A 21,556-nucleotide genomic window follows, 5' to 3' on the forward strand; every position below is an offset into this window, starting at 1 on the left:
TGGGGGTCTGGGGGAATTCTTTCCCCCAGCCTTTGCCCGGATCGGGTCAGCGACGGGGGTAGCATGGGGCTGGACGGCCTGGAACATGGCGGACGGCTCGCGGAGGCACGGCGCCGCTTCGCGGGGGCGCCGGAGCCGTTCCTGGATCTCTCCACCGGCATCAACCCGGTGCCCTGGCCGGTGCCGCCGCTGCCGCCCGCGGCCTTCACCCGGCTGCCGGAGCCGGAGGAGGAGACGGCGCTGCTGCAGACGGCCGCAGCGGCCTATGGCGTGGCCGATGCGGCCTGCCTGGCGGCGGCGCCGGGCACGCAGCTGCTGATCCAGTTGCTGCCGCGCCTGTTCCCGCTGCGGGAACTCCGCATTCTCGGGCCGACCTATGCCGAGCATGCCGCCTGCTGGCGCGCCGCAGGAACCGCAGTGCGCGAAGTGGCGCGGCTGGAGGATCTGGACGGCCACGGCGGCGCCCTGCTGTGCAACCCGAACAATCCGGACGGGCGCCGCCACCCGCCCGGCGCGCTGCTGGCGCTGGCGGACCGGCTGGCGGCGCGCGGCGGCTTCCTGGTGGTGGACGAGGCCTTCGCGGACCTGGAGCCGGAAGCGCTGGGCTGTGCGGCCGCGCTGCCGCATCCCGGGCTGATCCTGCTGCGCTCCTTCGGCAAGAGCTATGGGCTGGCGGGGCTGCGGCTCGGCTTCGCGCTGGCGGCGCCGGCGCGGGCGGCGGCGATTCGCGCGGCGCTGGGGCCATGGGCGGTGTCCGGCCCGGCGCTGGCGGTCGGCCGGGCCGCGCTGGCCGATACGGCTTGGCGGCAGGCCGCCGCCGCGCGGCTGGCGGAGGACACGATGCGGCTCGACGCGCTGCTGGGCGCCGCCGGGTTGTGCGTCCGGGGTGGGACGCGCCTGTTCCGGCTGGCCGAGGGCGACGCGGCGCTCTGGCATGAACGGCTCGGGCGGGCCGGGATCCTGACGCGGCGCTTCGCCGCCATGCCGCGCTGGCTGCGCTTCGGCCTGCCGGGCGACGCGGCGGCATGGGCGCGGCTGGCCGCCGCGCTCGGGTCCCGCGTGGGGGAAGGGTAAGGCCTGAGGGGCGTTCCGCCGGCAGAGGCGGATAAGCCAGGAGTAACTTGCGAATCATTCTCATTTGCGGTTAGGCTTGGCCCGGCTTCGGACAGCAGGGATACCCGCCATGTTCCATCATCGATCCTGCGGCACGGCTGACCTCGTGGCGCTGATGGCCGCCCACCGTGCCGCGCTGCGCGATGTGACCGCGCTGCGCCAGCAGGACATCACCCGGCTTCTGCACAGGCTGGAGGAAGAGGAGGAGGAGGCGCCCGCCAGCCATGGGGAGGCTGCACGCCCCGCGACGGCAAGGGTGGCGATGCCCTCCTGACGGCGGGCTTCTCGCGTCTCGCGGAGGCCGGAGCGGGCACGCTGGCCTCGGGAGGCGTGAACAAGAGGCCGGCGCCGGGCATTTGCATGGGGTATGTTATGTTGTAACGTCGGTGGCGGTAGGAACGTCTCCCCGGCCTTCCGGCCGCGCCCATGGCGGGCCGGGACTGATGGCGGTGTTCCCCGTCTCCAGGACCCGATCCGCTCATGAAACATGGTGACTTGCCGCCCCGCGCGCCGCGCGGCCGGACTCTCGCGCTGCTCGCCGCGCTGAGCGCGCTTCTGCTGCCGCCTCCTGCCAGGGCGCAGGAAACGCCGGAGCCGGAGGAGGCCTGCGAGACGGGCTCGGTGCTCACGCCAGGCCTCTGCCTCAGCACCGGCTTCATCGTCGATGCCTTCGGCAACCTGCGGGGTGGGCTGCGGCGGGATGTCTCGGCGGTCGGTCAGCTCCGGCTCGGGCTGGAAGCCGATCTCGGCCGGATCGCCGGCCTCGGCGGCTGGAGCCTTGGCGCCAGTGCCATCGGCATCTATGGCAAGCAGCCGGGTGCCGGCCTGACCGGCTCGCTGGCGCCGCCGAGCAACATCGAGGCGCTTTCCACGGTGCGCCTGATGGAGCTCTGGGTGCAGCGGGAGGTCGAGGGCTGGGGCTCGCTGCGCGTCGGGCAACTGGCGGCGGATACCGAGTTCGCCGTGGCCGACACCGCCGCCAACCTGGTGAACGGCACCTTCGGCTGGCCGGTGGCGCTGGGCGAGGGGCTGCCTTCCGGCGGCATCGCCTATCCCTTCGCCGCGCCGGGCGTGCGGCTGGCCCTGGGTGAGCCGGAGGAGGCCAGCGGCTTCCGCCTCGGCCTGTTCTCCGGCGATCCGGGCGGGCGGTACGGGCAGGATACGGAGGGGCAGCGGCACAACCGCTACGGCGTCAACTTCAGCACGGCGGACGGCGCCTTCCTGATCGGCGAGGCGGTGTTCGGTGCCCGTGCGCCCGAGGAGGGGCCGCGCCCCTGGGTGGCCAAGCTGGGCGCCTGGTACCACAGCGGCGGCTTCGACTCCCCGCGCTACGACGCCGATGGCCGCTCCCTCGCCGACCCGGCCAGCAGCGGCGAGCCGCGCCGCTTCCACAACAACTATGGCGGCTACGGCATCGGCGAGGCGACGCTCTGGCGCGGCGAGGGGCAGAGCCTGGCCGCCTTCGCCCGCCTCTTCGCCGCGCCCTCGGACCGCAACCTCGTCTCGCTGCAGGTGGATGGCGGCTTCGCCTGGGCCGGCCCCTTCGGCCTGCGGCAGGACACGCTCTCCTTCGGCGCCTCGCAGGCGCGGATCGGGCGCGGCGGGCGCGGGCTGGACGAGGACACGCAGGCCTTCAGCGACCCGCTCCGGCCGGTGCGGCGGCATGAGACGGTACTGGAGGTGAACTACGACCTGCCGGTCGGGCCGGTGCATCTGCGGCCGCTGGCGCAGTGGTACATCCACCCCGCGGCGGGCGAGCCGGACGAGGAGACCGGCCGCAAGCTGCGGGACGCCGTGCTGCTCGGGATGCGCGTGCAGGCGGAGTTCTGACGCGGCCGGGAAGGGCGCTGCCCTCCCCGGACCCCTCCCGCTGGGGGGATGGTATCCCCCCAGACCCCGCCATCCGTTCTTTCTCGTGGCAGGCGTGGGGGCCACGCAGTCGCCGGCGGGGCCCGGGGTGGCACTGTCACCCCGGCGGAGGGGTTCCAGGGGAGGCGGCGCCTCCCCTGGCCCTGGCCTCAGGCCGCGCGATGGCTGGCCGCGCGCACCCGACGCTGCTGGCGCAGCACCTCCTCGATCCAGTCGTTGAGCCGCGCCGTCTCGGCCTCCGCCTGCTCGCGTTCGGGATAGGCGACGGGGAAGCGCAACGCCATCCAGCGCCAGGCGACGAGGCGCTTGTGCACCTTCTCGGCGCGCTGCAGTTCCTCGTTGCTGGCGCGGTCGGGCGGCAGCAGGCGGCCGGCCAGCGGCGGGCGCACCGGCCGGCCGGCGCCGTGCTCCACCGCCCATTGCGCGAGGCGGGTGATGCCGTCATCCCGCTCGTCCACCGGACACATGGCGTAGGTCCAGCGGTCCAGCAGGGAGAGGCCGGCGACGCCGTCGATGGCGGAGGCGATGGCGAGCGGCTGCGTCAGGTCGGCCAGGCGGTAGTTGGGGTCGTCCTTGCGCAGCACGGCGCGCTTGATGCGGGCCAGCACGCCGAAGAGGCTGTCCGAGCCGATCTCGGCGGCGACGGCGGCGATGATCTCGGAATCCGGCTGCACCTGCGGGCGCAGCTCCTCCGGCGGATGCGGCGGGGCGTGCAGCATGGCGCTGATGAAGCCGGGATCGCCGGCGCCGGCCAGCACGGCGACGATGCCGCCCTCATGATGGCCGAAGCGCCCGGCGCGGCCGCCGATCTGCTTCACCTCCTGCGCGTTCAGCTCGCGCCGCTCCTCGCCGTCATACTTGCGGAGCGTGGAGAAGATGACGCGGCGGATCGGCAGGTTGAGGCCCATGCCGATGGCATCGGTGGCGACCAGGATATCGGCCTCGCCGCTGCGGAAGCGGGCGGCCTCCGCGCGGCGCACCTCGGGGGAGAGCGCGCCATAGACCACCGCCACCTTGCGGCCGCGCTTCACCAGCTGCTCGCGCAGTTCCATCACGTCGCGGCGGGAGAAGGCGACCAGCGCGTCGCCGGCGCGCAGGTCGGAGAGGCCGATCGGGCCGCGCGCGGCGTTCAGCGGGCTTTTGCGCTGGAGCGAGATCTCCTCGACCTCGTCGCCGCAGAGCTGGGCGATGCGCTTCACCATCGGGATGCATTCCGGCGCGCCGAGCACCAGCACCTCGCGCGCCGGCACGCCCATGATGGCGGCGGTCCAGGCGGCGCCGCGGTCGCGGTCGTGCAGGAGCTGGGCCTCGTCGATGATCGCCACGTCCACCGGGTTGCTGAAGGGGCACATCTCCACGGTGGCGGCGAGGTGGCGGGAGCCGGGGGCGGGGATGCGCTCCTCGCCGGTGGCCAGCGCCGCCTCGATGCCGCGCGTGGCCAGCGCCTCGCGGAACTCGTGCGCCAGCAGGCGGAGCGGCGCCAGGGCCAGGCCGCTCTCCGCCGCCGCGAGGCGGTCCAGCGCCAGGTGGCTCTTGCCGCTGTTGGTCGGGCCGGTGACGATGGTGATGCGGCGGATCAGCGCCCGCGCGGTGGCGAAATGCCCGGCGTAGCGGTCGAGCGCGGCGGCGCGGGCGACGGCGGCATTGGCCACCTTGTTGCCGCGCCCGGCGACCTCGGCGGCGCGGTCCAGCCGCAGGCCGGTCTGGCGGGGGGCGCGGGGCGGCTGCTGGGTCCGCTCGGCCTCGCGCCAGGCGAAGACCTCGCGCCGCAGCGCGGCCACCTCGGCGGGGTCGAACTCCCAGCGCTCGCGCCCGCCTTTCGCGCCGCGCAGGCGGCGCGCCACCGGGACCAGCCCAGCGCCGACCCAGCGCAGCACCTCACGCTCCGAGGCATGCAGCAGGGCGGGCAGGGCCTCGATGCCGACCAGCCCGCGCTCCCATTCACGCAGGCGGGTGACTTCCTCGCGCCGCTTCTCGCGGGCGGCCTTCTCGGCGGTGCGCAGGTCCTGCCGGCGGCGCTCCTCGACGCGGCCGGTGGCGAGGACGAAGTCGGACGTCTGGGCGGCGTTCAGGCCATGCGCGGCGGCGACGGCCTGGGCCAGCGCGGCATGGCGCTCGCCGGAGAGCGGCTTGCCGCTTTCCAGCAACTCGCCGGCGAGGATCTCCAGCGTGGCCTCGGGCGTGGCGGCGGTGCCGCGCAGGCGGGCGGCGACGGCCTCGTCCAGCGCCGCCCGCAGGGCGCGCTCGTCGGCCTCGGGGTCGTTCAGGCTTTCGGCGGCGGCCTCGGCATCGGCGCGGCGCACCCAGGGCTGGCCGGCGCGGTTGGCCAGGTCCATTGCCGCCTTGGACCAGGACTTCCGCCGCACCTCGACCAGCGCCTCCCGCACCGCCTCGGCATCGGCGGGCAGGCGGCGGGCGACACGGCGGATCAGCTGCGGCATCTCACGCGGCTCGACCCGCAGGCCCGCCGCCAGGATGGCGGCCTCCGCCGGGTGGGCGGGGGCGTGTGGGTCATCACTCATGCGCGGGCTCGTCCTTCAGGGATACGTGGGGCATGGCTTAGCGGAAAACTCCACCCGGGCGCCAATGTTGCGCCGCGGCCAAGGGGGCGCCGCCCCCTTGGAACCCCCGCCGGGGTGGCTGTGCCACCCCGGACCCCGCCGTCCGTGGGCCTTTCGCCCTGGCACGGGAGGACGGGCCAGCCGGGCGCGCCGGCCCTCGGCGTCATGGCCGGGATCTGGCGAGGAGAAGCGGCTTCCCCAACAGCGGACGCACCTCGGAAACTGGCGGGGTTAAGGCCTCGGAATAAATTCCCTTATTTCAAAGGTATTCCAGCGCCTGGCGCTTCGATCTCTTGACCGTCCTTCGGAGCGCGGCCGGGTTCCAGGCCTTCACGCCAGCAGGCGAGAAACGAATGGCGGGGTCTGGGGTGACACTGTCACCCCAGCGGGAGGGGCTCGGGGAGGGCGGCGCCCTCCCCGGAGCGGCGTCAGACGTGCTGTCCGCCGTTGATGTGGATTTCGGCGCCGTTGATGTACGAAGAGGGGTTGGTGCAGAGGAAGTGGATGGTTTCCGCCACCTCGCGCGGGTCGCCGAGGCGGCGCAGGGGCACGATGTCCTGCACCAGCGCGTCGGTGCCGGGGGAGAGGATGGCGGTGCGGATCTCGCCGGGCGCGATGGCGTTGGCGCGCACGCCGCGGGGGCCGAACTCATGCGCGAACTCGCGGGTGAGTGCCGCGAGGCCGGCCTTGGAGGCGGCATAGGCCACGCCGGCGAAGGGATGCACGCGCGAGCCGGCGATGGAGGTGACGTTGACGATGGCGCCCTTCGCCGCCTCCAGCTCCGGCAGCAGGTCGCGCGCCAGCAGGGCGGTGGAGACGAGGTTGACGTTCAGCACGCGCGTCCAGGTGTCGGCGTCGCTCTCGACCACGCCGAGGCGCCGGCCGCCGGGGCCTTTCGGCGAGATGCCGGCATTGTTGACCAGGGCGTGCAGCTTGCCGCCGATCAGCCGCTCCCGCACCGCGGCGGTGAGGGCGGGGATGGCGCCGAGGTCGGCGAGGTCGGCCTGGATATGGCCCATGCGGCCGCCGGCCCAGGGGCAGGCCTCGGAGAAGGCCTGGCGGGAGACGGTCAGCACCCGCCAGCCCTGTTCCTGAAAGAGCTTCACCGTGGCGTGGCCGATGCCGCGGCTCGCTCCGGTCAGGAGCAGGGTGCGGGGCGCGTCGGACATGGGGGGCGACCTCGGTCGGGGGCTGCGTGAGAGGCCAGGATAGCACGCGGGGCGGTGCCTGTCCCGCGCACCCCCGGCGGCGGGATCAGTCCAGCACGGCCTGGTAGCTCAGCACCCGCAGCTCGCGGCGGATCGGATAGGTGGAGGAGGGCATGAGCTGGGTGAGCAGGACCACCGCCATCTCCTCGGCCGGGTCCACCCAGAAGGCAGTGCTGGCGGCACCGCCCCAGGCATACTCGCCTGGCGTGCCGAGGATCTGCGCGCGCGCCGGGTCGAGCGTGACGGAGAAGCCGAGGCCGAAGCCGATGCCCTCGGCGGTGGATTCGGACCAGCGCGGTTGGCCCATGGCCGCCATGTCGCCGTTCAGGTGGTTGGTGGTCATCAGCTCCACCGTCTTGCGGCCGAGCAGGCGGGTGCCTTCCAGCTCGCCCTTGTTCAGCATGAAGCGGCAGAAGCGCCAGTAGTCGCCCGCCGTGGAGACCAGGCCGCCGCCGCCGGAGCAGACGCTGCGCGGGCGCAGGTAGCGGCTGGTCGCGGGGTCGTCGATCAGCGCCAGCCCGCCATCCGCGCCGCGCGCGTAGTTGGCGGCGAGGCGGGGGTGCTTCTCCGCCGGCACGAAGAAGTCGGTATCCGTCATGCCGAGCGGGACGATGACGCGCCGGCACAGGAACTCCTCGAAGGGCTGGCCGGAGATGACCGCGACGAGATGGCCGAGCACGTCGGTGGCGATGCTGTAGTTCCAGGCGCGGCCGGGCTGGGCGATCAGCGGCAGGGCGGCGGCGCGCTCCACCACCTCGGCGAGCGAGGTCTCGGCGGTCTGGAAGTCCACACCGGTCTCGCGGTACTGCGCGTCCACCAGCCCGGCCTGCATGAAGCCGTAGGTGAGGCCCGAGGTGTGGGTCAGCAGGTCGCGGAAGGTGATGTCGCGTTCGGCGGGGACGGTGTCGATCTTGCCGCGCGCCCCGCCGGTCGCCACGCGCATGTCGCGGAAACAGGGCAGGAAGCGGGTGATCGGGTCATCGAGCTGGAAGCGGCCCTCCTCATACAGCATCATGATGGCCACGCTGGTGAGCGGCTTGGTCATCGAATAGATGCGGACGATGGTGTCCGGCGCCATGGGCGTGCCGCGCGCCAGGTCGGCGAGGCCGGTGCTGTGCAGCTGCGCCACCGCGCCGCGCCGCGCCACCAGCGTCGTCACGCCCGCCAGCTTGCCATCCGACACCAGCCGCGCCGACCAGTCCTCGATGCGCTTCAGGCGCCGGGAGCAGAGGCCGACGCTCTCCGGCGGGACCAGGGCGGGAAGGGTCATGGGTCAGGCTCCGTCACAAGAGGAGTGATCCTGGGCTGCATGGCGGGCGGCGTCGAGGGGTGATGCGCAGGGCCGGAGCGATTTGAGGCACCCCGGTCACGGCAGCGGCGGCGGCGCGTGCTATTTGGATTCCTGACGGCCGGCAGAAGGCTCGCCGCGCGCTGAACAAAACCTTCAGGCGGCAGGTCAAGATGGCGAATCTTATTGGAGGCTCCGGGAGCGAGCGGCTCACCGGGACGACCCTGGCCGACACGATCTACGGCATGGACGGCAACGACACGCTGGAGGGCGGTGCCGGCGCCGATACCCTCTGGGGCGGCAACGGCAATGACGTGCTGATCGGCGGCCGTGGCGCAGATATGCTGATCGGCGGCGCCGGCAGCGATATCTTCCGCTATGCCAGCCTGGAAGACATCCACCTCGACCGCATCGTGGATTTCGAGGCGGGCGATCAGATCGATCTTTCGGCCATCGCCGGCCTGCGCTTCCTGGGCGAGGCGGCCTTCACCGGAACCGCGGGCGATGTGCGCGTCAGCTACAGCGCCGGCCTCACCACGCTGCTGTTCGACACGCGCGGCTACGGAGCCGCCGATGTGGTGCTGACGCTGAACGGCACGCTGCGCCTGACAGAGACCAATGCGGGTTCGCGCATCCTCATCCTGGCGGCAGCGAAGGTGCTCACGGGCGGCACCGGGAACGACGCACTCACCGGCGGCGTGGCCGACGACACCCTCTCGGGTGACGCGGGCAATGACACGCTGACCGGCGGCGACGGCAATGATGTGCTGTTCGGCGACGACGGCAATGATGTGCTGACCGGTGGCACGGGCGCCGACCGCATGACCGGCGGCGCCGGCAACGACACCTTCCGCTATCTCGACATCCTCGACTTCAGCGGCGACGTCATCCACGACTTCTCGACCGGCGACCGCATTGACTTCTCCACGCTGCGGACCTTGCGCTTCATCGCCGATGCCGACTTCAGCGGCGCCCCTGGCGAGATGCGGCAGAGTGGGGAAATGCTGCTGATCGACACGGACGGCGACCGTATCGGCGACATTGCGCTCTCCCTGCCAGGCGGCGGCATGCTGCAGGAGACCGCCAGCGGCTCCGGCATCCTGATGCGGGCGCAGCCGATGGTCCTGACCGGCACGGATGCCGCCGACCGGCTGACCGGCGGTGCGGCGAACGACATGCTGGATGGCGGCGGCGGCGACGACATCATGTTCGGCCAGGGCGGCGACGACCACATCTTCGGCGGCGCGGGCGCCGACTATCTGGCCGGCCGCACCGGCAACGACACCATCGACGGCGGCACCGGAAACGACACGATCGTCGGGGATTCCGGAGACGACGTCATCCTGGGTGGTGCGGGCAACGACTTCATCCGCGGCGGGCCGGGCCGCGACACGCTCACCGGCGGGCCGGGCACCGACACCTTCAACTATCTCACCGTCGACGAGGTGAACGGCGACGTCATCACCGACATGGACGCCAGTGACGTCATCAGCCTGCGCAGCATCGGCACCCTGACCTACATCGCCGACCAGCCCTTCTCCGGCCGGGCCGGCGAGTTCCGCTTCGACGGCGCGACGCTCTGGATCGACGCGAATGGCGACGGCATCGCCGAGGCCAGCATGCGGGTGGAGACCGGCGGCCGGATGCTGGACGAGAGCCTGCCCGGGAACATGCTGCTGGTGCTGGCGACGGACCGTGCCCTGGCGGGCGGCACCGGCAACGACACGCTGAACGGCCGCAGCGGCAATGACACGATGGGCGGTGGCGACGGCAACGACATCCTGGTTGGCGGCGCCGGCAACGACCTGCTCGATGGCGGCGCGGGCGAGGATGTGCTGAACGGCGGCACCGGCTCCGACATCATGACCGGCGGCGCGGGCGCGGATATCTTCGTCATCGACGCCACTCAGCGCAGCGCCGCGGCCGATGTCATCACCGACTTCAGCGCCGAGGACAGCGTCCTGCTCACCGGCCCGGACGGGTTGACCTGGATCGGCGACAATGCCTTCAGCGGCGTGCGTGCGGAGGTGCGGCAGAGCCATGTCGCGGAGGGCACGCTGCTGCTGATCGACGGCAACGGGGATGGCGTGGCCGAGCAGACCGTGTTGCTGCGCGGCGCCGTCGGGGTGCAGGAAAGCGCCTCCGGCTCGCTGCTGCTGCAGCTTGCCGCCGCCCTCAACCGCACCGGCACCGCGGGCAACGACACCTTGAGCGGTGGTGTGGGCGATGACCGGCTGAGTGGCCTCGCCGGCAACGACACGCTGAACGGCGGCGGCGGCGGCGACCTGCTGGACGGCGGCACCGGCAACGATACGCTGAACGGGCAGGACGGCGACGACACGCTGCTCGGCGGCGACGGCGACGACATCCTGGTCGGCGGCCTCGGCAACGATGCCATGACCGGCGGCGCCGGCAACGACACCTTCCGCTTTGCCGCGCCGAACGAGATCGGCCTGCGCGGCGACCGCATCACTGATTTCGACTTCGGCGACAGGATCGACCTGGCCGCCTTGAAGGACTTCACCTTCTCGCCCGAGGGGCTGACCGGGGCGGGCGGGCAGATCGCGGTGTGGGACAGCTACGGCGGCGTCAGCACTGGAAAGACCTTCCTGGTATTCGACGCCGACGGCGACGGCAGGCCTGAGGCGGTGCTGGAACTGGACGGCGACTTCACCCTGGAGGAGACGGCCAACGGCTCCCGCATGCTGGTGCGCGCGCCCGATCGCGTCCTGAACGGCGGCGCCGGCAATGACACGGTGGCCGGCGGCGCCGGGAATGACGTGCTCAGCGGCGGCGCCGGCAACGACGTGCTGGATGGCAAGGGGGGAGACGACCGGCTGCGCGGCGGCGCGGGCGATGATCGCCTGCTGGGCGGCGCCGGCAACGACTGGCTCTACGGTCATGAAGGCAACGACGCCCTCGAGGGCGGGGATGGCAGCGACCGCCTGATGGGCGATGACGGGGACGACCTGCTGATCGGCGGCCTCGGCGCCGACAACATGACCGGCGGCGCCGGCAACGACACCTTCCGCATCAGCAGCGCGGCGGAGATGGCGGGCGACGTCATCGCCGACTTCTCGGCCGGCGACACTCTCGACCTGGCGGGGCTGCATGCCCGCTTCATCGGCAACGCGAGCTTCATCGCTGACGGCACGGCGCAGATCCGTGTCTTCACCGGCTCCAACACCGGCGTCGCGCTGGACAGCAACGGCGACGGGCTGATGGATACGCTGCTCACGCTGCGCGGGCTGGTGGCGCTTGAGGAGACCGCGGCGGGCTCCGGCCTGTTCCGCTGCGTGCCCGACCTGACGCTGACCGGCACCGCGGGGGGCGACACGCTGTCCGGCCGGGAAGGCAATGACACGCTCACGGGGCTCGACGGCAACGACGTGCTGAGCGGCGGCGCCGGCAACGACGTGCTGAGCGGCGGCGCCGGCGATGACGTGCTGAATGGCGGCCTGGGCAACGACGTGCTGACCGGCGGCGCCGGGGATGACCGCTTCGTCTGGAGCCCCGACGAGCTGAACACCTATTTCAACGACACCGTCACCGATTTCGCTGCGGGTGACAGCCTGGACCTCTCGGCGCTGTTCGGCCGCTTCCTGGGCACGGCCGCCTTCACCGGCATCGGGATGAGCGAGATCCGCCAGGTCGGCGCCGCCGTCTATCTCGACATCAATGGCGACGGCTTCTCGGACAGCTCGATTCAGCTCACCGGCCTGACCGGGCTGCTGGAGGAGGCCGAACGGGACTCCGGCGTTCTGGCCCTGTCCTCCCCGCTCACGCTCGTCGGCAGCGCCAGCAATGACGTGCTGACCGGGCGGGGCAATGCGGACAGCCTTTCCGGTCTCGCCGGTGACGACACGTTGCAGGGCGGTGGCGGCGATGACCGGCTCGACGGCGGCATCGGGAACGACATTCTGCTGGGCGGCGACGGCAATGATACGCTGATCGGCGGCCCCGGCGCGGACACGCTGACCGGTGGTGCGGGCAATGACCGCTTCATCTTCGCCGATGGCGATGTCGGCACTGGCGCGGCGCGCGACGTGATCACCGACTTCAATGCCACCGCCTATACGGACCTGCTCGACCTCGCGGGCATCGACGCCAACACGGCGGTGGACGGCGACCAGGCCTTCGTCCTGATCGGCGGCCCCAGCTTCACTGGGGCGGGGCAGCTGCTCTTCGTCAACGGGGTGCTATATGGCAACATCAATGCCGATCTGGCGGCGGATTTCGAGATCGCACTGAGCGGGGTGAGCAATCTCTACTCCTGGCATTTCGCCGGGCTGTAGGCGGGGAAGGGTGCCGCTCGCCAGCAGCGGAAGAAGGCCGCGCTTGCGCTGGATCAAGGACGCGATGCGGCGCGGGGCGCAGAATGCGGCTTCTGGTTCACCCGCATGGGAAGCATTTCGATGTCTCGCCTGATTGCCTCTGCCCTGGCCCTGCCGCTGATCCTCGCCCTGCCGGCGGCAGCGGCCGAAGTGGAGGTTCATGCCCTGAACCGCGGCGGCAACGGTGCCATGATGGTGTTCGAGCCGGCTCTGGTCCGCATCCAGCCCGGGGACACGGTGCGCTTCGTCGCCACCGACAAGGGGCACAATGCCGAATCCGTCCCCAGCATGCTGCCGCAGGGCGCTGAGCCCTTCACGGGGCGGATGAACGAGACCGTCACCGTCACCTTCGACAAGCCCGGCGTCTATGGCATCCGCTGCAAGCCGCATTACGGCATGGGGATGGTGGCGCTGGTGGCCGTGGGCACGCCGGAGAACGAGGCCGCTGCCCGCGCCGTGACGCATCCGGGCCGGGCGAAGCAGGTCTTCGGCCAGCTCTTCGGCACGCTCGATGGCCAGCTCGCCGCCGTGAAATAGCGGCAATACCACCTCGGGCTGCGGCAACCTCCCCGCGCCTGTGCCTTTAGTCCCGGTGGCGCCCCATCCGGCTTGGGGTCCGAACCCACGGGGAGGTGACGTTGGTGCACAGGCATGCGGAGCAGCGGAACGGTGTCGTGGTGGTGACCGGCGCCTCGGCCGGTGTCGGCCGGGCGGTGGCGCATGAGCTCGCCCGGCGCGGCGCGCGCATCGGCCTCATCGCGCGGGATGGCGTTGCGCTGGAGGAACTGGCCGGGCAGCTCCGCGCCAATGGCGCCGCCGCCGCGCTGCCGCTGCCCTGCGACGTCGCTGATGCCGATGCCGTCTTCGCCGCGGCCGCGCGGGCGGAGACGGAGCTCGGGCCGATCGATGCCTGGATCAACAATGCCATGGCCACCGTCTTCGGCCCGGTCCATGACATCACGCCGCAGGAGTTCCGCCGCGTCACCGAGGTCACCTATCTCGGCTACGTGCACGGCACCATGGCGGCGCTGCGCTACATGCGGCCGCGCGACCGCGGCACCATCCTGCAGGTCGGCTCGGCGCTGGCCTACCGCAGCATTCCCCTGCAGAGCGCCTATTGCGGCGCCAAGCATGCCATCGTCGGCTTCACCGACTCCCTGCGCACCGAGCTGCGGCACGACAACAGCAACATCAAGGTGACGATGGTGCATCTGCCCTCGGTGAACACGCCGCAATTCGCCTGGGCGCGCACCCGCATGCCGCGCGCGCCGCGTCCGGTCGGGGCGCCGGTGGCGCCTCAGGTGGTGGCGCGCGACATCGTGGCGGCGCTTGAGCGCCCGGCGCGGGAAAGCTGGCTGGGCAGCACGACCGCGCTCGCCATTCTGAGCGGGCTGATGGCGCCAGGCATCGGCGATCGCTACCTCGCGCGCACGGCGGTGGAAGGGCAGCTGAGCGACATGCCGCTCGACAAGCCGCGCGAGGGCAATCTGTTCCGGCCGGTCACCGGGGTGGAGCGGGCCTTTGGCCCCTTCGTGGGGGAAGCGAAGCACAGCGAGGTGCAGGTCGATGGTGCCTGGGCGCGCTATGGCGCGGCGGCGGCCACGGCACTGCTGGCCTGCGGCCTGGGCGTGCTGATCGGGCGGCGGCAGGGGCGGTGAGGCGGCGCGGGGCCGGCCGCGAACCGGCCCCCGCCGGCTCTCTCAGGCCGGCACGCGCTGGTCGTAATGGCGGATGAAGCGGGCGCAGAGACCGGTCAGCTTCTCCACCAGCGCGGCGCCGGTCTCGGCCGAGCAGAGCTTCGGGTCACCGCCGCCGACGCCCTGGTTATAGACCTCGTCATACTCGATCGGCAGGCCCACCTCGGCCCCCTCGAAGCTGCCGGCGCCGAGCGTGATGTGCGGAATATCGAGCTTCGCGTTCCGCTTCAGCGGCTGGCCGGCGGGGATCATGTCCGGGCGCATCATCTCGGGGAAGAGGTGCAGGCCGAGGCTGGTCAGCGGGTCGGCGCCGTGTCCGGAGACCGCCTTGGCCTTCTCGGCGCCCAGAATGCCGGGCAGCAGCCCGTAGCCGATGCGCCAGAGATAGAGGCTCGGGATCAGCGTGCCATCGCGCCGGTAGATTTCGCGCGTCACCTCGGCGATCGGACCGACATTGCCGCCATGACCGTTGATGACGATGACGCGGGTCAGGCCGTTGCGGAACAGCGAGCCGAGCATGTCCTCCAGCACGCGGGTGAGTGTCGCCTGGCTGATGGCGATGCCGCCGACCATCGGGCCGAAATGGTCGGCGCCACCGAAGGGGAGGACCGGAGCGACGAGGGTGCGCGTGCCCATCTCCGTGGCACGCAGCGCGGCCAGCTCGGCCACCTTCTCGGCCAGCAGGTAGTCGCCCATCGGGGCATGCGGGCCCTGGTCCTCATGGCTGCCCATCGGCAGCAGGATCACCGGCTTCTGCGCCAGCAGCTCGCGCGCCTCGCCGCCGGTGATGGTGCCCATATGCACCTTGGGCTCGGTCAGATGTGCCACGACTGTCGGTCTCCTTGTCCGGGGTGAAAGTCTGGGGGGAATGAATTCCCCCCAGACCCCCCCCCTCTTTTTCCTGTTAGTTCCCGTGCCCGTTCGCCGCGCAGCGCCAAACTGATGGAAAGAAGATGGGGGTTCGGGGGAATTCATTCCCCCGATCTTTTCAGGCGATTTCCGCCGCGCGGATGCAGGCCACCCGGTGCCCGTCCTCGCCGAAGGGCAGCAGCTCCGGTACCGTGCTGGCGCAGGCTTCCACCGCATGGGCGCAGCGGGTGCGGAAGACGCAGCCGGAGGGCGGGTTGGCCGGGCTGGGGGGATCGCCGGGCAGCAGGATGCGGGTGAGGCGCCTGGCGGGGTCGAGCCGTGGCGTCGCCGAGAGCAGGGCGCGTGTGTAGGGATGCGCCGGCGCGGTGAAGATGGCCCTGGCCGGGCCTTCCTCCATGACGCGGCCGAGATACATGACGATCACCCGGTCGCAGAGATGCGCCACGACCGGCAGGTCGTGGCTGATGAAGAGCAGGGCAAGGCCGAGGTCGCGCCGCAGCTCGTCCAGCAGCTGCACCACCTGCGCCTGGATCGAGACATCGAGCGCGCTGACCGGCTCGTCCGCCACCAGGAAGTCCGGGTTGGTCGCCAGGGCGCGGGCGATGCCGATGCGCTGCCGCTGGCCGCCGGAGAATTCGTGCGGGAAGCGCTGCGCATGGGCGGGGTCGAGGCCGACGCGGACGAGCAGGGCGGCGACCTTGTCGGCCACCTCGCGGCGGGAGGCGCGGTGGTGCAGCACGATGCCGTCGGCGATCTGCGCGCCTACCTTCCGGCGCGGGTCCAGGCTGCCATAGGGGTCCTGGAAGACGATCTGCAGCCGCTGGCGCAGCCGCCGCCACTCGGCGCCGGAGACGCCGGCGAGGGGGCGGCCCTCCACCAGCACCTCGCCGCCGCTGGCCGGCATCAGGCCGAGCATCAGCCGGCCCAGCGTGCTCTTGCCCGAGCCGCTCTCGCCGACCACGCCGACCGCCTCGCCACGCGCCACCACGGCGTCGATGCCGCGCACCGCCTGCACAGGGCGGCCCTTGCGGAACATGCCCTTGCCCGGGAAGGTCTTGGAGAGGCCGCGGGCCTCGATCAGCGCGCCGCTCATGCCGGCACCTCCTCCTTCCGGGGCGCCAGCTCGGTCCAGCGGATGCAGCGCACGGTATGGCCGGGGGCGGCCAGATCAAGCACGGGCGGCTCGGCCGAGCAGGCGGCCACCGCATGGGTGCAGCGCGGTGCGAAGCGGCAGCCCTTGGGGAAGGCGTGCGGCGGCGGCACCACGCCGGGAATGCCGGCGGGCTGGGTGTCGCCTTCCGGCACGGCGGCCAGCAGGGCGCGGGTATAGGGGTGCAGCGGGTCGCGGAAGACCTCGGCCACGCTGCCCTGCTCCACCACCTGCCCGGCATACATGACGGCGACGCGCTGGGCGATCTCCGCCACCACGCCCAGGCTGTGGGTGATGAAGACGATGGCGGTGCCGGTTTCGCGCTGCAACTCGGCCAGCAGGTCGAGGATCTGCGCCTGCACCGTGACGTCGAGCGCGGTGGTCGGCTCGTCGCAGATCAGCAGCTGCGGGCGGTTGGCCAGCGCCATGGCGATCATCACGCGCTGCCGCATGCCGCCCGACATCTCGTGCGGGTAGGCGCGCATCCGCCGCTCGGGATCAGCGATGCCGACGCGGCGGAACAGCGCCTCGGCCTGCTTCCAGGCGGCGTCGGACGAGATCTTCTGATGCGCGCGGATCGCTTCCGCCACCTGGGCGCCGGTGCGGTAGACCGGGTTCAGGCTGCTCATCGGGTCCTGGAAGACCATCGCCATGCGGCCGCCGCGCAGCTTGCGCATCTCGGGCTCCGGGAGGCGGAACAGCTCGGTCTCGCCGAACCAGGCCTCGCCGCTCACCACCCGCGCGACCGGCGGCAGCAGCCCCATCAGCGCCGTGGTGCTGACCGACTTGCCGGAGCCGCTCTCGCCGACGATCGCCAGCGTCTCCCCGGCGCGGACACTGAAGGAAACATCCTGCACGGGGCGGATCGGGCCGCGCGGGGTGTCGATCTCGACGGTGAGGCCCTGCACGTCCAGCACCGTCTCGGGCGCGGGCTCCCGGCGGGGCAGCAGGCCGGGCAGCAGGCGATCGACCGCGCGCAGGCGGCTCCGGGCGCCGGAGGTGCGCGGGTCCACCGCGTCGCGCAGCGCGTCGCACAGCAGGTTCATCGCCAGGATGGTCAGGGTCAGCACGGCGCAGGGCCAGAACAGCAGCATCGGCGCCTGGTCCATGGTGGCCCGCGCCCCGCGGATCATCAGGCCCCAGGAGGGGGCGGGCGGCACCACGCCGAGGCCGAGGAAGGAGAGGCCGCTCTCCAGCACCACCGCCGAGGCCACGGCCAGGCTGAGCTGCACCAGCACCGGCCCGGCCACGTTGGGCAGCACGGTGCGCAGCAGGATGCGCGGCGCCGGGGCGCCGAGCGCCCGCACCGCCTCGACATAGTCATGGCTGCGGGCCGAGAGGACCTCGGCATAGGTGACGCGGACGAAGCCGGGCAGATAGAGCACCGAGAGCACCAGGATCAGCGTGCCGGCGCCCGGCCCCATCAGCGTGACGACCAGCAGCGCCAGCAGCACGGGCGGGAAGCAGAGGATGACGTCCATGCTGCGCACCGCCAGCAGCTCGCCCAGGCCGCGGAACCAGCCGCCGAGCAGGCCGAGCAGCGTGCCGAAGGCGCCGGCGATCAGCGCGGAGGCGAAGGCCACGCTCAGGCTGGTGCGCGCGCCCCAGATGAGGCGGGAGAAGACGTCGCGGCCGAATTCGTCGCGGCCCAGCGGCGAGCCCGGGAGCGGCCCCGCCAGGCGGTGGGCGATGTCCTGGCGGATCGGGTCCGGCAGGGGCAGCAGGGGCGCGGCCAGGGCGGCAAGCAGGATCAGGCCGACCAGCGTGCCAGGGACGATCAGGCGCTTCATGGCCTTGAGCCTCCTTGGGCAGGAAGGCCGGGGGAATGAATTCCCCCGAACCCCCTTCTTTTTTCTGTCAGTTTGGTGCTTGGGGGCAGGGCGGGCGCCATCATCATGCCGCGCGGATCCTCGGGTCCAGCGCCGCGTAGAGCAGGTCCATGATCAGGTTGATCAGCAGGAACAGGCCCGAGATGGTCAGCACGATGCCGACCACCATCGGGTAGTCGCGCGCCTCCACCGCCCGCAGCAGCGGCGTGGAGAGGCCGGGCCAGTTGAACACATACTCCACCAGCACCGTGCCGCCGAGCAGCGTGCCCATGTGCAGGCCAAGCACCGTCAGCACGGGGATGAGCGCATTGCGGACGACATGGCGCACCAGCACGCGGCGCGGCGTCAGGCCCTTGGCGCGGGCGGTGCGGACATAGTCGCGTGAGAGGGCATCCAGCACCGAGGCGCGCGTCATCCGGAACAGCACGGCGGCCAGCCCCTTGGCGATGGTCAGCGCCGGCAGGGCCAGCAGGGCGAGGTGGCGGCCGGGATTGTCGGCGAAGGGCACATAGCCGCCGGCCGGCATCACGCGCAGCCACTGCGCCAGCATCAGGATCAGCAGCGTGCCGACCACGAAGACCGGAACCGCCAGCAGCAGCGCCGCCACGCCGGAGGCAAGGCGGTCGAAGGTGCCGCCACGATGCAGCGCGGCATAGGTGCCGGCCGGCAGCGCGACGATGACCGCGAGGATGGCGCCGGCGAAAATCAACTCCAGCGTCCGCGGCAGGCGCAGTGCGACCTCGGCGAGCACGGGATAGTCGTCGATCAGGGAGTTGCCGAGGTCGCCGCGCGTCAGGCCGCGCAGGAACTCGCCGTACTGGACGAGCAGCGGATCGTTCAGACCGAGCCGGTCGCGCAGTTCGGCCACGGCGCCGGGGTCCGGCATGATGCCGCCGGTGGAGAGCAGCAGCTCGGCCGGATCGCCGGGGACAAGGTGCAGCGTCATGAAGACGATGGTCGCCACCAGCCAGGCGAGGATGAGGGAGACGCCGATGCGGCGCAGGATCCAGGCCATCAGGCGAACTCCGTGGTCTCGAGATGCGTGCCGGAAAGCGTGGTCAGCGCGCCGGGCAGGTTGGTGAAGCCCTGGATGTTGCGCTTCATGCCGTAGCCCTGGCTGCGCCAGGCGAGGCCGACCATCGGCACCTCCTCCAGCGCGGCCCGCTGCATGTCCTTGTAGAGGGCGATGCGCTTCTGCGGGTCGAACTCGGCGCGGCCCTGCGCCAGCAGCGCGGCGGTGCGCGGCGCCTGTACGCCGAAGGAGCGGCCGTGCGAGGGCGAGAGCGTGGTGTCGAGCACCGAGCTCAGCCCGTCCGGATCGTTGTTCTCGGCCGTGGTGCCGTGGATGGCGATCTCGTACTGGCCACGTGTGCCGAGGCTGACGCGGGTGGACCAGTCCGGCAGGCGCAGCTCGCAGCGGATGCCGATGGCGGCGAGGTGCTGCTGCACGACCTCGGCGGTATCCTTGTGCATGCCGAATTGCGCGGTGGCGAGCAGGGTGGTCTGGAAGCCGTCGGGGTGGCCGGCCTCGGCCAGCAGGGCCTTGGCGCGGGCCGGGTCGTAGTTCCAGCCCCGCGCGAGCTGCTCGTCGTACCAGGGCGTGCCGGGCGGGATGGGCACGCCCTCGATCGGGCTGCCGCGGCCGAAGAAGGCGGTCTTGACGATATCTTCGCGCCGGATGGCATGCGCGACGGCGCGGCGCACCCGCGCATCGGCGAAGGGGCCGCGCGTGCCGTTGAACAGCACGTCCATGAAGGGGCCATCCACCGCGTCGAGCTTCAGCGCCGGGTCACTCTCCACCGCGGCCATGGACTGCCAGGGGACGTATTCGATCATGTCCACGTCGCCCGACTGCAGCGCGGCCGCGCGCAGGTTCTCGTCGGCATAGACCACGAACCGGATGCGTTTCAGCTTTGGCAGACCCGGCTTGTAGAAATGGTCGAAGGCGGTCAGTTCCAGCGAGCTGCCGCGTTCCTGGCCGGTGAGGCGGTATGGCCCTGCGCCGACGGGGTCGCTGGGCTCCGATTTCCGCCAGACCATGGCCATGTTGTAGCCGCCGAACCAGTGCGGCAGCGTCGCCGCCGGCTCCTTCGTCACCAGCCGCACCGTGCGTGCGTCCGGCGTCTCGATGCGCTCCACGCGCTGGAACTGCGCGCGCATATAGGCGGTGGAGCGTTCACCGGCGATCTGCTCCAGCGTCCACTTCACGTCATCGGCGGTGACGGGCTCGCCATTGTGGAAGACGGCATCGGGACGCAGGCGGAACACCCAGGCGCCGTCGTCGTCGCGCGACCAGGATTCGGCGAGTTCGCCGCGCAACTCGCCCTTGCTGTCGTAGGAGACGAGGCTGCGGTGGATCAGCAGCTTGACGGTGCCGGCCGAGGCGCCGGTGCTGGCCCAAGGCTGCAGGTTGGGCGGCCAGGCGGAGAGGCCGAAGCGCAGCACGCCCCCGGCGGCCTGCGCATGTGCGTTGCGACGCAGAAAGGGAAGCGTCGCGCCGGCCATGAGCAGCGAGCGTCGGGGCAGGGTGGTCATGGGCAAGCCTCCAGCCTGGCGAAGCGTCACGCGTGAACGCGCAGGCCAGAGGGTCCGGCGAGAAGCGGGCATGCGTCAAGGAAGGGTGCGCGGAAACCGGCCGGAAAAAAGCCCTGGCCGGACTGGAAAATGGCGCGAAGCGAAGCACGGGCGCCTATCCGCTGCCACGAAGCGCCTGGATTTTGCGCATGCGAGAGATGGCGGAAAAATTGCTGATTCTGCTGGAGTGATTGGGAAGAAATAGTCTTTTCAAGATCGTGGATTTATGGATTTTCCTGCGGCTTTGCACGGACAGACGAAGATGGAGATTCGGGCAGCACCCGGGGTCCTTTTCCCTGCTCAACGTTGGGCGGAGATGAGGACCATCATCGGCCGTTCCATCTCCTCCGCCAGCGCGGGGCGTTCTGCAACCTGCTCCTGCGTGGGGTGCCATTCCTGGACCTCGCGGACCGCAAAGCCGGAGGCGATCAGGGTGTTCAGCGTCGTCCCGAGGGTCCGGTGCTGCTTGACCACGCCCCTGGCCAGCCAATCCGTCGTGCGGGCGCCCTCGACCGCGTAGTTGTCCACGGCCCAGGTCTTCTGACCGTCCTCGCGCACCAGCCAGCCCGGGCGCGTGGAGGCCATGTAGATCGGGTGCTCGATGGTGAACACGAGGTGCGCCCCAGGGGTGAGGGCACGGAACACCATGCGGATAAGCCTGCCGAAATCCTCAATGTAGTGGAAAGTCAGGGAACTGTAGGCGAGGTCGAACTCTCCCGCCGGCAACTCCAGGGTCTCGAGATCGGCCCTGGCATATTCCACGGCAGGATCGACGGCGCCCGCCTTCGCCCGGGCCAGCATGTTTTCCGACAGGTCCAGTCCAAGCACATGGGATGCGCCCTCCGTCCGCGCCCATCGGGCAAACCAGCCGAACCCGCATCCGAGATCGACGAGACGCCGGCCCCGGAGATCCGGCAGCATGGCCTGGATGGCGGGCCACTTAGTACTACAGTTGCGTATTATTGGCTAAGCTGATTCACTTGGCGTCTGCGGAGGCGGAGGCTGGGTGATGTCTGTGGCGTCATGGTCTGGATCGCTGTTGGCGTGGGAACGGGAACTTGCG

16 protein-coding genes are annotated in these 21,556 nt (G+C 71.4%); 7 read left to right on the forward strand and 9 right to left on the reverse strand.

All coding sequences use genetic code 11. The features are described 5' to 3' along the window. The first annotated feature begins 63 nt into the window (after positions 1-63). From cobD to QMO56_RS12820, 3 genes are all read left to right on the forward strand, one after another. Positions 64-1,074 (forward strand): threonine-phosphate decarboxylase CobD, encoded by a 1,011-nt coding sequence (gene cobD / locus QMO56_RS12810; RefSeq protein ID WP_283526248.1) that lies wholly within the window; start codon positions 64-66, stop codon positions 1,072-1,074. Positions 1,075-1,183: 109 nt separating this feature from the next. Continuing rightward, the gene (locus tag QMO56_RS12815) at positions 1,184-1,387 is read left to right on the forward strand and encodes a hypothetical protein (RefSeq protein WP_283526250.1); all 204 of its coding nucleotides are present in this window, start codon (positions 1,184-1,186) and stop codon (positions 1,385-1,387) included. Between the two features lie 206 nt (positions 1,388-1,593). Continuing rightward, positions 1,594-2,943, forward strand: a complete 1,350-nt coding sequence (locus QMO56_RS12820) for a carbohydrate porin (RefSeq protein ID WP_283526251.1) — start codon at positions 1,594-1,596, stop codon at positions 2,941-2,943. Positions 2,944-3,131: 188 nt separating this feature from the next. On the opposite strand, the gene QMO56_RS12825 is transcribed toward QMO56_RS12820, so the two are convergent. The 3 genes from QMO56_RS12825 to QMO56_RS12835 all read right to left on the reverse strand — a co-directional run bounded on the left by QMO56_RS12825 (position 3,132) and on the right by QMO56_RS12835 (position 8,021). Continuing rightward, the gene (locus QMO56_RS12825; RefSeq protein WP_283526253.1) at positions 3,132-5,504 is read right to left on the reverse strand and encodes a helicase-related protein; all 2,373 of its coding nucleotides are present in this window, start codon (positions 5,502-5,504) and stop codon (positions 3,132-3,134) included. A gap of 467 nt (positions 5,505-5,971) precedes the next feature. Beyond that, complete coding sequence (locus QMO56_RS12830) at positions 5,972-6,712, reverse strand: SDR family NAD(P)-dependent oxidoreductase (RefSeq protein ID WP_283526255.1); 741 nt, start codon at positions 6,710-6,712, stop codon at positions 5,972-5,974. An 85-nt stretch (positions 6,713-6,797) separates the two neighbouring features. Further along, positions 6,798-8,021 (reverse strand): serine hydrolase, encoded by a 1,224-nt coding sequence (locus QMO56_RS12835; RefSeq protein WP_283526257.1) that lies wholly within the window; start codon positions 8,019-8,021, stop codon positions 6,798-6,800. A gap of 191 nt (positions 8,022-8,212) precedes the next feature. On the opposite strand from QMO56_RS12835, the gene QMO56_RS12840 reads away from it, so the two are divergent. The 3 genes from QMO56_RS12840 to QMO56_RS12850 all read left to right on the forward strand — a co-directional run bounded on the left by QMO56_RS12840 (position 8,213) and on the right by QMO56_RS12850 (position 14,031). Further along, positions 8,213-12,334 carry a hypothetical protein gene (locus QMO56_RS12840; protein ID WP_283526259.1) on the forward strand — a complete coding sequence of 1,374 codons (4,122 nt, stop codon included), beginning with the start codon at positions 8,213-8,215 and terminating at the stop codon, positions 12,332-12,334. Positions 12,335-12,454: 120 nt separating this feature from the next. After that, positions 12,455-12,910 carry a pseudoazurin gene (locus tag QMO56_RS12845; RefSeq protein WP_283526261.1) on the forward strand — a complete coding sequence of 152 codons (456 nt, stop codon included), beginning with the start codon at positions 12,455-12,457 and terminating at the stop codon, positions 12,908-12,910. Positions 12,911-13,014: 104 nt separating this feature from the next. Continuing rightward, a complete protein-coding gene (locus tag QMO56_RS12850; protein WP_283526263.1) occupies positions 13,015-14,031 on the forward strand; it encodes an SDR family oxidoreductase in 1,017 nt (338 codons plus the stop codon). 42 nt (positions 14,032-14,073) lie between these two features. Here the strand turns inward: QMO56_RS12850 and QMO56_RS12855 are convergent, their stop codons facing one another. The 5 genes from QMO56_RS12855 to QMO56_RS12875 form a co-directional block, all read right to left on the reverse strand. After that, on the reverse strand, positions 14,074-14,898 hold the full coding sequence (locus QMO56_RS12855) for a creatininase family protein (RefSeq protein ID WP_283526265.1): 825 nt from the start codon (positions 14,896-14,898) through the stop codon (positions 14,074-14,076). A gap of 160 nt (positions 14,899-15,058) precedes the next feature. Beyond that, positions 15,059-16,033 (reverse strand): ABC transporter ATP-binding protein, encoded by a 975-nt coding sequence (locus tag QMO56_RS12860; RefSeq protein WP_283526267.1) that lies wholly within the window; start codon positions 16,031-16,033, stop codon positions 15,059-15,061. Further along, positions 16,030-17,880 carry a dipeptide/oligopeptide/nickel ABC transporter permease/ATP-binding protein gene (locus QMO56_RS12865; protein ID WP_283526269.1) on the reverse strand — a complete coding sequence of 617 codons (1,851 nt, stop codon included), beginning with the start codon at positions 17,878-17,880 and terminating at the stop codon, positions 16,030-16,032. The genes QMO56_RS12860 and QMO56_RS12865 overlap by 4 nt, the downstream gene beginning before the upstream one ends. A gap of 103 nt (positions 17,881-17,983) precedes the next feature. Next, entirely contained in the window at positions 17,984-18,934 is a 951-nt protein-coding gene (locus tag QMO56_RS12870; protein WP_283526271.1) for an ABC transporter permease, read from the reverse strand. Continuing rightward, positions 18,934-20,454: an ABC transporter substrate-binding protein gene (locus QMO56_RS12875; protein WP_283526272.1), complete on the reverse strand. Its 1,521-nt coding sequence runs from the start codon at positions 20,452-20,454 to the stop codon at positions 18,934-18,936. The genes QMO56_RS12870 and QMO56_RS12875 overlap by 1 nt, the downstream gene beginning before the upstream one ends. Positions 20,455-20,486: 32 nt before the next feature. On the opposite strand from QMO56_RS12875, the gene QMO56_RS12880 reads away from it, so the two are divergent. Next, entirely contained in the window at positions 20,487-20,684 is a 198-nt protein-coding gene (locus QMO56_RS12880; protein ID WP_283526274.1) for a hypothetical protein, read from the forward strand. 109 nt (positions 20,685-20,793) lie between these two features. Here the strand turns inward: QMO56_RS12880 and QMO56_RS12885 are convergent, their stop codons facing one another. After that, positions 20,794-21,456: a class I SAM-dependent methyltransferase gene (locus QMO56_RS12885; RefSeq protein ID WP_349362354.1), complete on the reverse strand. Its 663-nt coding sequence runs from the start codon at positions 21,454-21,456 to the stop codon at positions 20,794-20,796. Positions 21,457-21,556 lie beyond the last annotated feature (100 nt).

The organism is Roseomonas sp. E05 (genome assembly GCF_030063475.1).
GTDB lineage: Bacteria > Pseudomonadota > Alphaproteobacteria > Acetobacterales > Acetobacteraceae > Pseudoroseomonas.

Excerpts from the sequence above, each read along its gene's own strand:
- QMO56_RS12820 (WP_283526251.1), top strand. The coding sequence starts at position 1,594 with ATGAAACATGGTGACTTGCCGCCCCGCGCGCCGCGCGGCCGGACTCTC.
- QMO56_RS12860 (WP_283526267.1), bottom strand. The coding sequence starts at position 16,033 with ATGAGCGGCGCGCTGATCGAGGCCCGCGGCCTCTCCAAGACCTTCCCG.
- QMO56_RS12865 (WP_283526269.1), bottom strand. The coding sequence starts at position 17,880 with ATGAAGCGCCTGATCGTCCCTGGCACGCTGGTCGGCCTGATCCTGCTT.
- QMO56_RS12815 (WP_283526250.1), top strand. The coding sequence starts at position 1,184 with ATGTTCCATCATCGATCCTGCGGCACGGCTGACCTCGTGGCGCTGATG.
- QMO56_RS12840 (WP_283526259.1), top strand. The coding sequence starts at position 8,213 with ATGGCGAATCTTATTGGAGGCTCCGGGAGCGAGCGGCTCACCGGGACG.
- QMO56_RS12870 (WP_283526271.1), bottom strand. The coding sequence starts at position 18,934 with ATGGCCTGGATCCTGCGCCGCATCGGCGTCTCCCTCATCCTCGCCTGG.
- QMO56_RS12845 (WP_283526261.1), top strand. The coding sequence starts at position 12,455 with ATGTCTCGCCTGATTGCCTCTGCCCTGGCCCTGCCGCTGATCCTCGCC.
- QMO56_RS12825 (WP_283526253.1), bottom strand. The coding sequence starts at position 5,504 with ATGAGTGATGACCCACACGCCCCCGCCCACCCGGCGGAGGCCGCCATC.
- cobD (WP_283526248.1), top strand. The coding sequence starts at position 64 with ATGGGGCTGGACGGCCTGGAACATGGCGGACGGCTCGCGGAGGCACGG.
- QMO56_RS12835 (WP_283526257.1), bottom strand. The coding sequence starts at position 8,021 with ATGACCCTTCCCGCCCTGGTCCCGCCGGAGAGCGTCGGCCTCTGCTCC.
- QMO56_RS12830 (WP_283526255.1), bottom strand. The coding sequence starts at position 6,712 with ATGTCCGACGCGCCCCGCACCCTGCTCCTGACCGGAGCGAGCCGCGGC.
- QMO56_RS12875 (WP_283526272.1), bottom strand. The coding sequence starts at position 20,454 with ATGACCACCCTGCCCCGACGCTCGCTGCTCATGGCCGGCGCGACGCTT.